At 71.6% G+C, this 12,387-nt stretch carries 12 protein-coding genes; 3 read left to right on the forward strand and 9 right to left on the reverse strand.

Features of this window, described 5'->3' with window-relative positions; genetic code table 11:
• Nucleotides 1-2: 2 nt before the first annotated feature.
• Nucleotides 3-1,367 carry a branched-chain amino acid ABC transporter permease gene (locus tag ACY3FI_RS14805; protein ID WP_462548374.1) on the reverse strand — a complete coding sequence of 455 codons (1,365 nt, stop codon included), beginning with the start codon at nucleotides 1,365-1,367 and terminating at the stop codon, nucleotides 3-5.
• 338 nt (nucleotides 1,368-1,705) lie between these two features.
• Between ACY3FI_RS14805 and guaB the strand changes: the two genes are divergently transcribed.
• A complete protein-coding gene (gene guaB / locus ACY3FI_RS14810) occupies nucleotides 1,706-3,208 on the forward strand; it encodes an IMP dehydrogenase (protein WP_462548375.1) in 1,503 nt (500 codons plus the stop codon).
• A 74-nt stretch (nucleotides 3,209-3,282) separates the two neighbouring features.
• On the opposite strand, the gene ACY3FI_RS14815 is transcribed toward guaB, so the two are convergent.
• Entirely contained in the window at nucleotides 3,283-4,101 is an 819-nt protein-coding gene (locus tag ACY3FI_RS14815; RefSeq protein WP_462548376.1) for an SDR family oxidoreductase, read from the reverse strand.
• 261 nt (nucleotides 4,102-4,362) lie between these two features.
• Between ACY3FI_RS14815 and ACY3FI_RS14820 the strand changes: the two genes are divergently transcribed.
• Nucleotides 4,363-5,697: an ABC transporter substrate-binding protein gene (locus ACY3FI_RS14820; RefSeq protein ID WP_462548377.1), complete on the forward strand. Its 1,335-nt coding sequence runs from the start codon at nucleotides 4,363-4,365 to the stop codon at nucleotides 5,695-5,697.
• Between the two features lie 165 nt (nucleotides 5,698-5,862).
• Here ACY3FI_RS14820 and rarD read toward each other — a convergent pair whose 3' ends face one another.
• Both rarD and groES read right to left on the reverse strand, forming a co-directional pair.
• Nucleotides 5,863-6,825 carry an EamA family transporter RarD gene (rarD, locus tag ACY3FI_RS14825; RefSeq protein ID WP_462548378.1) on the reverse strand — a complete coding sequence of 321 codons (963 nt, stop codon included), beginning with the start codon at nucleotides 6,823-6,825 and terminating at the stop codon, nucleotides 5,863-5,865.
• A 140-nt stretch (nucleotides 6,826-6,965) separates the two neighbouring features.
• A complete protein-coding gene (groES, locus tag ACY3FI_RS14830) occupies nucleotides 6,966-7,262 on the reverse strand; it encodes a co-chaperone GroES (RefSeq protein ID WP_071260016.1) in 297 nt (98 codons plus the stop codon).
• A 161-nt stretch (nucleotides 7,263-7,423) separates the two neighbouring features.
• Here groES and ACY3FI_RS14835 point away from each other — a divergent pair, with 161 nt between their 5' ends.
• Nucleotides 7,424-8,626, forward strand: coding sequence for a class I SAM-dependent methyltransferase (locus ACY3FI_RS14835; protein WP_462548379.1), 1,203 nt, complete (start codon nucleotides 7,424-7,426; stop codon nucleotides 8,624-8,626).
• A 100-nt stretch (nucleotides 8,627-8,726) separates the two neighbouring features.
• On the opposite strand, the gene ACY3FI_RS14840 is transcribed toward ACY3FI_RS14835, so the two are convergent.
• The 5 genes from ACY3FI_RS14840 to tsaE form a co-directional block, all read right to left on the reverse strand.
• On the reverse strand, nucleotides 8,727-9,461 hold the full coding sequence (locus ACY3FI_RS14840; RefSeq protein WP_462548380.1) for a DUF4190 domain-containing protein: 735 nt from the start codon (nucleotides 9,459-9,461) through the stop codon (nucleotides 8,727-8,729).
• 220 nt (nucleotides 9,462-9,681) lie between these two features.
• Nucleotides 9,682-10,737, reverse strand: coding sequence for a tRNA (adenosine(37)-N6)-threonylcarbamoyltransferase complex transferase subunit TsaD (gene tsaD, locus ACY3FI_RS14845; RefSeq protein WP_462548381.1), 1,056 nt, complete (start codon nucleotides 10,735-10,737; stop codon nucleotides 9,682-9,684).
• On the reverse strand, nucleotides 10,724-11,257 hold the full coding sequence (gene rimI / locus ACY3FI_RS14850) for a ribosomal protein S18-alanine N-acetyltransferase (protein ID WP_462548382.1): 534 nt from the start codon (nucleotides 11,255-11,257) through the stop codon (nucleotides 10,724-10,726). Before rimI ends, tsaD begins: the two co-directional genes overlap by 14 nt.
• The gene (gene tsaB, locus ACY3FI_RS14855; RefSeq protein WP_462548383.1) at nucleotides 11,254-11,880 is read right to left on the reverse strand and encodes a tRNA (adenosine(37)-N6)-threonylcarbamoyltransferase complex dimerization subunit type 1 TsaB; all 627 of its coding nucleotides are present in this window, start codon (nucleotides 11,878-11,880) and stop codon (nucleotides 11,254-11,256) included. Before tsaB ends, rimI begins: the two co-directional genes overlap by 4 nt.
• 18 nt (nucleotides 11,881-11,898) lie before the next feature.
• Complete coding sequence (gene tsaE, locus ACY3FI_RS14860; protein ID WP_462550372.1) at nucleotides 11,899-12,354, reverse strand: tRNA (adenosine(37)-N6)-threonylcarbamoyltransferase complex ATPase subunit type 1 TsaE; 456 nt, start codon at nucleotides 12,352-12,354, stop codon at nucleotides 11,899-11,901.
• Nucleotides 12,355-12,387: the final 33 nt, after the last annotated feature.

The raw sequence follows: 12,387 nt of genomic DNA on the forward strand, positions 1-12,387 counted from the left end.
CCTTAGCCGATGCGCTCGGCGCGGCCGAAGATGCCCTGCGGCCGGAACAGCAGGATCAGGATGAGGATGACGAGGGCCGTGGCGTACTTGAAGTCACCAGGCAGCACGAGGTTCGTGAGCTCGACGACGACGCCGATGATCATCGACCCGGCGAGGGCGCCGTAGGCGGTGCCCAGGCCACCGAGGGTGACCGAGGCGAACATGAGCAGGAGCAGCTGGAGGCCGGTCTGCCAGTTCACACCGTTGAGCACGAGCCCGAGCATCACGCCGGACAGGCCCGCGAGGCCGGCGGCGAGCGTCCACACGAACCGGATCACCCGGTCGACGTCGATGCCGGACGCCGCGGCGAGCGCCGGGTTGTCGGACACCGCGCGGGTGGCCCGGCCGAAGCGGGTCTTCGCGAGGAAGAGTCCGGTGCCCACGAGCACCACGAGGGCGATGGCCATCGCGACGTAGGACTGCACCGTCAGGGTGAGCCCGGCGAAGGTGACCGTCTCCGGATTGCCCTGCTGGATGCGGACCGTCGAGGCGCCGAAGAAGTACTGGAAGGCGTACTGGGCGGCGATCGAGAGGCCGATCGTCACGATCATGAGCTGCGTCAGACTGATCCGGCGGCGGCGCAGCGGCCGCCAGATCGCCGCATCCTGCAGGTACCCGGTCGCCGCGCACAGGAGCGTCACCACGATGCCGGTCAGCCAGATGTTCCACCCGAGCTGGTTCGCGAACGTGTACGCCAGCAGACCGCCGAGGGTGACCTGCTCGCCGTGCGAGAAGCTCGACAGGCCCGTGGTGCCGTAGATGAGCGAGAGGCCGACCGAGGCGAGGGCGATGAGCAGCCCGAGCCGGATGCCGGACGCGAACTGCTGCCAGGCCCGCGCCGCCGAGAAGCTCGACGTGTCGGCGGTGGTCGTGGCGCCCTTCTGGTCGGAGAGCTGGAAGATCTGCCCGACGTTGGCGTTGAGCGTCGCGTTCACCTTCCGCTCGGCGTCCGCGGCGTTGGTGAGGTACTGACCCTTCGGCAGCGAGCCCTGGTCGACGCTCACCGTGTACTGCCCGGCGGTCGTGACCGTGACGGCCCAGCGCCCGGCGTCGTCGGTCGTCGCGGTCTGGGCGAACCCGCCGGGACCGGCGACGTCGACGGCGATGCCCTCGGCCGGCTTCCGCTCGGAGTCGAGGATCGTGCCCCGGATGCACCCGTTGGTCGGGCTGACGGTGCAGGGTCCGCTGCTCGCCGGGGCGGTCGTCGCTCCCCCGCTCGGGCTGGCACTGCTGGTCGGGCTGGTCGTCGCCCCCTGGGCCGAGGGCGACACTGCCCAGTCGACCGCGAAGGTGGCGAGGAAAGCGAGGAAGAGTACTGCGGCGAGCACCAGGCGGCTGCGGCCTGGAGCTCCACGGCGGAATCTGCGCAGCAGCGCCGACCCCGGGGGAGTGATGGAACCCACGGATGAGCCTCTCGTTCGGATGTCCGTGACCATATGGATTTTTTGTGTCCCCCGTGTTTCCAGCACGTCTCGCGCACAAATCGTGCTGCAACCGTGACCGATCCGCACGAATTCGCCGTCCGGCCGGTACAGGACGCTCGACGGCCGGTGGACTGCCGACGCGCAGGAATGGCGCGCGTGACGCGCGCGTTACCATGGCCCATCGGGAACTCGCCGTCGCGTTGCCGGTTGCCACCACTTCACCTCGCCCACGAAGGGGACCCATGGACCAGCCGGATCCGTTCGGATTCATCGGACTCACGTACGACGACGTCATGCTCCTGCCCGGACACACCGACGTCATCCCGAGCGAGGCGTCCACGACGTCGCGGCTCACCAAGCGCATCCAGGTGCACGTCCCGCTGCTCTCCGCGGCGATGGACACCGTCACCGAGGCCCGGATGGCGATCGCCATGGCGCGCCAGGGCGGCATCGGCATCCTGCACCGCAACATGTCCATCGAGGACCAGGCGGCGTACGTCGACAAGGTGAAGCGCTCGGAGTCGGGCATGATCACCAACCCGGTCACCACCAGCCCCGACGCGACCGTCGCCGACGTGGACGCCGTCTGCGGCCAGTTCCGCGTGTCCGGCCTGCCGGTCGTCGAGGCGGACGGCACGCTCGTCGGCATCATCACGAACCGCGACATGCGCTTCGTCGCCCCGTTCGAGATGGCGACCACGCTCGTGCGCGACGTCATGACCAAGGCGCCGCTCATCACCGCGGCCGAGGGCATCGACCCCGAAGAGGCCGTCGCGATCTTCGCCCAGCACAAGATCGAGAAGCTGCCGCTCGTCGACCCGGACGGCAAGCTCCGCGGGCTCATCACCGTCAAGGACTTCGACAAGAGCGAGAAGTACCCGGACGCCACGAAGGACGACGAGGGCCGCCTGCGCGTCGGTGCCGCCATCGGGTTCTTCGGCGACGCGTGGCAGCGTGCCGAGGCCCTGCGCGACGCCGGTGTCGACGTGCTCGTCGTCGACACCGCCAACGGCGAGAGCGAGGGCGTGCTCGACATGGTCCGTCGCCTGAAGGCCGACCCGTCGTTCGCCGGCATCGACGTCATCGGCGGCAACGTCGCGACCCGCCAGGGTGCACAGGCACTCATCGACGCCGGTGTCGACGCCGTCAAGGTGGGCGTCGGCCCGGGTTCGATCTGCACCACGCGCGTCGTCGCCGGTGTCGGCGTCCCGCAGGTCACCGCCGTGTACGAGGCGTCGCTCGCCGCGCGCGAGGCGGGCGTGCCGGTCATCGCCGACGGCGGCCTGCAGTACTCGGGCGACATCGCGAAGGCGCTCGTCGCCGGGGCGGACACCGTCATGCTCGGCTCGCTCCTCGCCGGCACCGACGAGTCCCCCGGTGACCTGGTCTTCGTCGGCGGCAAGCAGTACAAGGCGTACCGCGGGATGGGCTCCCTCGGCGCACTGCAGACCCGCGGCGAGAAGACCTCGTACTCGAAGGACCGCTACTTCCAGGCCGACGTCCCCTCGGACGAGAAGCTCATCCCCGAGGGCATCGAGGGCCAGGTGCCCTACCGCGGCTCGGTGGCGAACGCCGTGTACCAGCTCGTCGGCGGCCTGCGGCAGTCGATGTTCTACGTCGGCGGTCGGACGGTGCCGGAGCTCAAGGCCCGCGGCAAGTTCGTCCGCATCACCGCCGCGGGGCTCAAGGAGTCGCACCCGCACGACATCAAGATGGTCGTCGAGGCACCGAACTACCGCGGCTAGCGCGCACCCGCACGACACGAGACGCCCCGTCCACTCCGGACGGGGCGTCTCGTCGTTCCGCGTGCTGGTCGGGTCTAGGCGCTGCGCCAGTCGTCGCTCGTGATGTGGCTGCCGCCGTGCGGGCCCATCTGGAGCATGCCGCCGTCCACGGGCAGGGACACCCCGGTGATGTACGACGACGCCGGCGAGGCCAGGAACGCCACCGCAGCGGCGATCTCCCACGCGTTCCCGGGCCGGCCGAGCGGCACCCCGGGGCGGGAGATGGTGTGTGGGTCCTCGTCCTCGGCGCCGGTCATCCGGGTCGCGATCTCCCCCGGTGCCACCGCGTTCGCCGTGATGCCGTGCTCCGCCAGCTCGATCGCGATCGTCTTGAGCAGACCGCCGAGGCCGTGCTTCGCGGCGTCGTACGCGCTCGACCCGTACCGGGGCTGGTGCTCGTGCACACTCGTGATGCCGATGATCCGGCCGCCGGTGCCCTGCGCGACCATGCGCCGAGCGGCTGCCTGGATCGTCACGAACGCCCCGTCGAGGTCGGTGGCGACGGTGTGCCGCCACTGCTCGAGCGTGATGTCGAGGAAGGGCGCGTTGTCCCCGGTCCCGGCGTCGGCCACGAACACGTCGACGCCGCCGAGCTGTCCGGCGAGGTCGTCGATCACCGCCGCTGCCTCGTCGAGACGGGTCACGTCGATCTGTGCCACGAACGCCTGGCGACCGGCGGCACGGATCTCGGCTGCGGTCTCCTCGGCGCGTTCGGGCTCGGACAGGTAGGTGATGCCGACGTCCATGCCGGCGGCCGCGAGGGCCACGGCGGTCGCCTTGCCGATGCCGGACTCGGCGCCGGTGACGATCGCGCGAGTGGGGCGGAAGGTGGTGGTCGAGGAGGGGTCGCTCATGTCCCGGGACGGTACGCCGCGCGCTCCTGCGGACCGACCAGCGTCCGCGCCCGACGACCACGACCGTCCGGACGGACTCCTCATCAGGGGTTCCGTGAGGTCCCTCAGCATTCGTCACAGGTGTGTAACGAAACGTTCCTGATCACATCTCGGACACACGGGCGAAACACATCGGCCCTAGTTTTCTCGCAATCCCACGCGGAGGAGACCGCGCTCGACCCGATGCGGTTCGCGCCTCCGCGCAGAGAAAGGGCTCCACGGATGATCAGAACCACCCGTGCCACCACGGCACTGGCAGTGGCGGGAGCGGCAGCGCTCCTCCTCGCCGCCTGTTCCACCACCAGCGGCGCCTCGCCGTCCTCCTCCGCCTCGAGCGGCGGCGGGAAGAAGGACCCCGCGGCGAGCTGCAAGGCGCCCGACAGCCCGGGCACCGACGCGCTCAAGATCGGCACGATCCTGCCGCTCACCGGCTCCCTCGCGTACCTGAACCCGCCCGCCGAGTCCGGTGTGGGCCTCGCGGTCAAGGACATCAACGCGGCCGGCGGCGTGCTCGACAAGGACGTCACGATCGACCCGGCCACCGACTCGGGCGACAGCAACGACATGACCGTTTCGAGCTCGGCCGCGACGAAGCTCGTCAACGCGAAGGTCCCGGTCGTCATCGGTGCGGAGTCCTCCAGCGTCACGCTGAACGTCATCGACCAGCTCACGAGCAACTGCATCGTCCAGATCTCCCCCGCCAACACGGCGACCGACCTCTCCGGCTACTCGTCGCACTACTTCCGCACCGCTCCGCCGGACTCCGTGCAGGGTTCCGCGCTCGGCCAGCTCGTCACCGGTGACGGCAACGCCAAGGTCGCGTTCCTCGTCTTCAACGACACGTACGGCACCGGCCTCCGGAACACCGTGCAGAAGGCCGTCGAGGACTCCGGCGGACAGGTCGTCTACGGCGGTAAGGGCAAGGGCCAGGAGTTCCCGCCCGGACAGACCACCTTCTCGTCCGAGGTGACCGCGGCACTCGCCGCCAAGCCCGACGCGATCGTGATCCTGGCGTTCGACGAGACGAAGTCGATCATCCCCGAGCTCAAGTCGCAGAACGCCGACATGAAGAAGATCTACATGTCGGACGGCAACACCGCCGACTACTCGAAGGACTTCGACAAGGGCACCCTGACCGGTGCGCAGGGCACCATCCCGGGCGCCTCGCCGAAGGACGACTTCAAGAAGCAGCTCGCCGACTTCTACAAGCAGTCGTCCGGCAAGGACCTCGCCGACTACTCGTACGCGGCGGAGTCCTACGACGCCACCGTGCTCGCCGCCCTCGCCGCGGTGAAGGGCAAGGGCACCGACTCGGGCACCATCCAGAAGAACATGGCTGCGGTGTCGGGCGCGGACGGCGGCACCGAGTGCGCCACGTTCAAGGCCTGCAAGGACATCCTCGACAAGGGCGAGGACATCCACTACACCGGCCCGTCGGGCATCGGTCCGTTCAACGCCAAGAACGACCCGTCGAGCGCCTACATCGGCATCTACAAGTTCGACGGTGACAACAAGCCCGTGTACCAGACCGCCATCCAGGGCTCGGTCGCGAAGTAACACCGCACGGTCGTCTGGGCCCGAGTCTCGTCTCCGTGGAGGCGAGACTCGGGCCCAGCGTCATGTCCCGGGGGCAGGAGCGCAAGGAGTGTCGCCCAGCGCGAGACTCGGGGCCCGCCACTTCGGCCCACCCCACCTCCGATCTGAAGGCGCGCCCCGCCTCCGTCAGGCCGGTTCGGCCGCCGCGGGTGCGAGCGTCCGGCGCCGCGCTGCCCGGGCCGCCGCGAACGAGTCGACCGTGAGCACCACGAGCGCGACCCACACGATCCCGAAGCCGATCCACCGAGCGGGCGGCATCGCCTCGTGTTGCACGACCACGCCGACCAGCAGCTGCATCACCGGGGCGAGGTACTGCGTCAGCCCGAGCGTCGACAGGCTCACCCGCCGCGCCGACGACGCGAAGAGCAGCAGCGGGACCGCCGTCGCCGGTCCGGTCAGCACCGTGACGAGCACGTGCGGCCACCCCTCGTGGGTGAAGGTCACCCCACCGCCGAGGCCCGTCACCCCGAGCACGACGAGCGCGCCGACCGCGATCGGCAGCAGCCAGACCGTCTCGAGCGTCAGGCCGCTCAGCGCGTCGACCGTGCCGCCGACGCGCTTCTTCACGAGGCCGTAGCAGCCGAACGAGAACGCCAGCACGAGTGCGATCCACGGCACCTGCCCGTAGCCGACCGCGATCACCACGACGGCGACGACGCTGATGCCGACCGCGGCCCACTGCGCCGGCCGGAGTCGTTCACGGAGCACCACGACGCCGAGGGCGATCGTGACGAGCGGGTTGATGAAGTACCCGAGGGCGGCCTCGACGGTGTGGCCGGTCGTCGTCGCCGCGACGTACACCGTCCAGTTCACCAGGATGAGCACCGCCGCGAGGCCCATCACGAGCATCACCCGACGCTGCGCCATCAGGGAGCGGGTGCGCAGCCACGAGCGGGTCACTGCGATCGCCACGGCGCAGAAGACCAGGCCGAAGACGATGCGCCACGCCACGATCTCGAACGCGCCGGCGGGGGCCATCGCGGCGAAGAGCAGGGGCATGAGGCCCCACAGCCCGTACGCGACGATCGCCTGCACGACGCCGACGGATGCCTCGCTGCGTGCCGGCCGTGCCGGAGTCGGTTCACTCACGGAACCATCCTAGGAAGGCGCGCCGACGCTGCGGGCGGGCACCGCGCCTCCCGTCCGGTCCGCGCACGCACGCGCGCTGCGGACGCGCGAACGCCCCGCCGGCCGGAGCCGAACGGGGCGTTCTCGTCAGGGAGCTGTGATCAGCTGACGACGACCGCGAGCACGTCGCGAGCCGAGAGGACCAGCAGGTCCTCGCCCGAGTACTTGACCTCGGTGCCGCCGTACTTCGAGTAGATGACCTTGTCGCCCACGGCGACGTCGAGCGGGACGCGGTTGCCGTTGTCGTCGATGCGACCCGGACCCACGGCGACGACCTCGCCCTCCTGGGGCTTCTCCTTCGCGGTGTCCGGGATGACCAGACCGGAAGCGGTGGTCTGCTCCGCCTCGACCTGGCGGATGACGATGCGATCCTCGAGCGGCTTGATGCTGACGGCCACGGTGACCTCTTCTTTCTCGGTACAGACTCGGTACAGATGAAAACCGGGTTGGCACTACGCACAGGAGAGTGCCAACGCCAACTCTAGGGGCTTCTCTGGCACTCGGTCAATCCGAGTGCCAGCACGCGTCGGCCCCGGCGACGACCTGCGAGGATCGTCGGGTGGAAGCCGCCGACCTCGCACAGCTGCTCACCCCCGCGGGGATGGCACTCCTCGACCGTACGCCAGCCGTCTCTGACGGTGGTGAGATCGTGCGCGTCGTCTCCCGGCTCCGCGCCGAGGGGCACGACCCGGCGCTCGTCGCCGCGGTGCTCACCCAGGCGAAGCTCCGACAGAAGGCCCGCGGGAAGTTCGGGGACTTCGCCGCCCGCATGCTCTTCACGGAGGCCGGACTCGAGCAGGCGACGCGCCTCCAGGTCGCCGCGCAGCACGCCGGGCGCTTCGCGGCCGCCGGCATCACGCGGGTCGCCGACCTCGGGTGCGGCATCGGTGGGGACGCCCTCGCGATGGCGGCGCTCGACCTCGAGGTCACCGCGGTCGACCGCGACGAGGTGACGGCGGCCGTCGCGACGCACAACCTCGCCCCGTGGCCGAACGCACGCGTGGAGCTCGGCGACGCCGCGTCGTTCGACCTCGCACGCGTCGACGGCGTCTGGATGGACCCGGCTCGCCGCACCGCCGGACACTCGGACACCCGCCGCATCGCCGACCCGGACGACTGGTCGCCCTCGCTCGACACCGTGTTCGCGGCCGCGACGACGACCCCGACGGGCGTCAAGCTCGGGCCCGGCGTCGACCGCGACCTCATCCCGGACACCGCCGAGGCGCAGTGGGTCTCCGTCGACCGCGAGGTCGTCGAGCTCGCCCTCTGGTTCGGCCCCCTCGCCCGCCCCGGCGTGCGCCGTGCCGCCACCGTCATCGGCGCCCACGGCATCGCCGAGCTGACCGGTGCCGCTGACGCTCCCGACGAGGAGGTCGGCCCGCTCGGCGCCTACCTCTACGAACCCGACGGGGCGGTCATCCGGGCGCGGCTCATCGGCGACCTCGCCCGGTCGCTCGACGGCACGATGCTGTCCGAGGGGATCGCCTACGTCACCTCGGACCGGGCCGTGCAGACGCCCTTCGCGCAGGGGTTCCGGGTGATCGACACGATGCCGCTCGACGTCAAGAAGCTGGCCGCACGCCTGGCCGCAGACGGCATCGGCACCGTCGAGATCAAGAAGCGCGGGGTCGACGTCGACCCGGCGCAGTTCCGGAAGCGGTTGCGGTTGCGGGGGACGGGTCGCGTCACGCTGGTGCTCACCCGCCTGGAGGGACGGCACACCGCGATCCTGTGCGAGCGGCTCACCGACGTGGCCGGGTGAGGCGCGGGGCGCTGCTTGCGGCGGTCAGTACCGCGGGAAGGACAGACCGCCGCGGAACACCCGCGGCGGTCTGTCGCTCCCGCGACCATGTCGCGGCGGCTCAGCCGATGAGGGCGCCGAGCGCTCCCGAGTCGGAACCGTAGTCGTAGTCGGAGTAGGAGGGGCCCGCGGCAGCGAACGCGAAGATGGCGATGATCCAGAGGATCCACACGCCGGTCATGACCCAGCCGGCGATGATGCCGGTCAGCGCCAGACCCCGGCCGGACTCCCCGGTCTGCTTGATCTTGCCGAGGGCGAGGTGCCCGAGGATCGCGCCGGCAGGGCCGAGCAGGATCGCCATGAAGAAGAAGGGCACCGCGGCGAGGCCGAACACGATCGACAGGACCGCCAACGTGTTCGTCTTCGGGCGCTGGGCGTACGGCTGGTAGCCGGCAGCGGCGTAGGCGTTGTACGGGGCCTGCTGCGGCTGCGCGTACGGGTTGCCCTGCTGCGGCTGGCCGTACGGGTTGCTCTGCTGCTGTCCGTAGGGGTTGCTCTGCTGCTGCTGCGCGTACGGGTTGCCCTGCTGGCCGTAGGGGTTGCTCTGCTGCGGCTGCGCGTACGGGTTGCCCTGCTGCTGGCCGTACGGGTCCTGCTGCTGGCCGGGCGCCGCGTACGGGTTGCCGGGGGCGCTGTGCCCGCCGGTCGCGCCCTGCGCTGCAGCCCCCTGACCGGACTGCGCCCACGGGTCGCTCGCCTGCTGCCCGGACTGCTGGGGCTGTTCCGGGGTCGACCCGCCACCGGATGCGCCTTCAGGCGTCTCGCCCGGCTTCGGCCACTGGTTCTGATCGGACACCGTCCACCCCTCTCGGCACCGGCTGGTCGATGCCCTGTGAATCCTCCCACACGCACCCACGCACCGACCGGCCAGCACTCGCTCGCGACTTCACGCCCTCTGCGACACCTCACGCGCCCGCTGCCCCGTGAACTGTCGCTGACGCCGTGAGCGCACCCGCGCCGACGGCACCACCGCTGGCGGCGGCGCTGGGGCGCGGCGGCGCGGCGCAGCCGGCGCGTCAGACCTGGACGGTCGTGACCGGCAGCGTCGAGTCCGCCGCGAGCCCGAGGTCGCTCGGCGCGTGCCCCTCCGCCACCAGCCGGGCCCCGATCGCCGCGATCATCGCCCCGTTGTCCGTGCACAGGTCGAGCGGCGGGATCCGCAGCTCGACCCCGGCCGCCGCACACCGCTCCTCCGCCACCGAGCGCAGTCGCGCGTTCGCGACCACCCCGCCGCCGAGCAGCAGCCGGTCCACGCCGGTGTCCCGGCAGGCGTTGAGCGCCTTCGTCAGGAGCACGTCGACCACGGCCTCGCGGAAGCTCGCGGCGACGTCGGCCACGGGGACGTCGCGCCCCTCGTCACGGCACTTCTCGACCCAGCGCGCCACGGCGGTCTTCAGCCCGGAGAACGAGAAGTCGTAGCGGTGCGCCGCCATGTCCTTCGGCAGCGTCAGCCCTCGGGGGAATCGGATCGCCCTCGGGTCGCCCTCGGCAGCAGCCCGGTCGATCTGCGGACCGCCGGGGTAGGGCAGACCGAGCAGCCGCGCGACCTTGTCGAACGCCTCCCCCGCCGCGTCGTCGATCGTCTCGCCGAGCAGCTCGACGTCACCCACGAGGTCCCGCACGAGCAACAGCGAGGTGTGCCCGCCGGAGACGAGGAGCGCGACCGTCGGCAGCTCGATGTCGCTGCCGTCCGCGCGCAGGACGTCCGCGCCGACGTGTCCGACGAGGTGGTTCACGCCGTACAGCGGCTTGCCGGTGGCCACGGCGAGCGCCTTCGCCGCGCCGACCCCGACCATGAGCGCGCCGGCGAGCCCGGGGCCCGCGGTGACGGCGACCGCGTCGAGCTCGTCGAGCGTCACGCCGGCGCGGTCGAGCGCCTCGTGCAGCGTCGGGGTCATCGCCTCGAGGTGGGCCCGCGCGGCGACCTCGGGCACGACGCCGCCGTAGCGGGCGTGCTCCTCCATGCTCGAGGCGATCACGTTCGCGAGCAGGGTGCCGCCGCGGACGATCCCCACACCGGTCTCGTCGCAGCTCGTCTCGATGCCGAGCACCAGGGGTTCAGTCGCGCTCACCGAGGGTCTCCTGTCCGATGGGTCCGGGGCCGGTCGACGAGGGCGCGAGCTCCGCCCGCATCACCCACGCGTCGACGCCGTCCGGCTGGTAGTAGCGGGGTCGGACGGCGATCCGCTCGAACCCGAACGCGACGTACATCGCCTGCGCGACGGGGTTGTCCGCGCGGACCTCGAGGAAGACCTCGTGCACGCTGCGACGACGGGCCTCGTCGAGCAGCTCGGTGAGCAGCACCCGGCCGAGCCCACGCCCCCGCTGGTCCGCTGCGACCGCGATGGTCTGGACGTCGGCGACCGGGTTGCCCGCGAGCGAGGACAGCCCGGCGTAGCCGACGACCGTCGGCGCCCCGTCCTCGGTGGTCTCCACGACGACGTAGTACCCGTGCGGCGACCACAGCTCGCCGGCCATCTGCGACGCCGACCATGCGTCCGTGGGGAACGACGCTTGCTCCAGCCACATGACGTCATCGAGGTCCTGCGGCACCGCACGGCGCAGCCGCAGCCCCTCCGGCAGTGCGCTCACCGGACGACCCGCTTCGGGGCTCCCGGCATCGTCACGTCGGGATCGCGCAGGTAGAGCGGGGTGTCGTCGGCGAAGGGCGCGCCGGAGGCGAGCCGGTCCGCGGCGAGCGCCCCGAGCCTCCAGGCCGGGATGGTCGCGACCGTCGCGCGGTCCCAGCCCACCGCCTCCGGACTGGAGGCGCGGATCGCCTCGTCGAGGTCCGCCGGCTTGGCGAGACCCGGACCCGCGACCCGCGTGCCGTCCGCCGCGTAGGCGCTCCAGTAGACCTCGCGCCGGCGCGCGTCCGTCAGGACGACGACCGGGCCGTCGTGCCCGAGGTCGGCCGCGACCGCGTCGTGGCTGACGAGGGGCAGGACGGGCACGCCGCGCGCAGCGGCGAAGGTACGGGCGGCGGCGATGCCGACGCGGAGTCCGGTGAAGGGGCCCGGGCCCATGCCCGCCACGACCCCCGTGACGCCGGCACCGGTGATGCCGGCCTCGGCGAGGACCTCGGCGAGGAACGGGCCGACCACCTCGGCGTGCCGGCGGCTGTCCTCGGTGCTGCGCTCGGCGACGGCCTGGCCGGTGGCGGGGTCGACGACGGCCACGGAGGTCCCGGCGGAGGTGTCGATGGCGAGCAGCACCCGTCCATCGTAGGCGCGCTAGACGACCGCGTCGGCCCAGCGCGGGCCCGTCCCCGTGACGACGACGCGGCGCGGCTCGTCCGGCACGTCGTCCGGGTCGAGGTCGTCGGCGACGTCCGCCCCTGCCCCGGTCGCACGGACGATCTCGACGTCGAGGATGCTGTCCGACACCCCGTCGACGAACCCTCGTCCCCACTCGACGACGACGATCGCACCGTCCCAGTCGAGGTCGAGGTCGTCGAGCTCCACCGGGTCGCTCAGGCGGTAGGCGTCGACGTGCACGAGGTCCGGCCCGGCCGTCGTCGGGTGGGTGCGGGCGAGCACGAACGTCGGGCTGGAGACCTGTCCCCGCGCCCCGAGCGCCGCACCGAGGCCGCGCGTCAGGGTCGTCTTGCCGGCCCCGAGCGGACCGGTGAGCACGACGAGGTCCCCGGCCCGCAGGACCGCGGCGAGCCGGGCCCCGAGCGCCGCCATCTCGTCGGTGGAGGCGACTGCGGTGTCGAGGAG

The organism is Curtobacterium sp. RM9, from assembly GCF_054956955.1.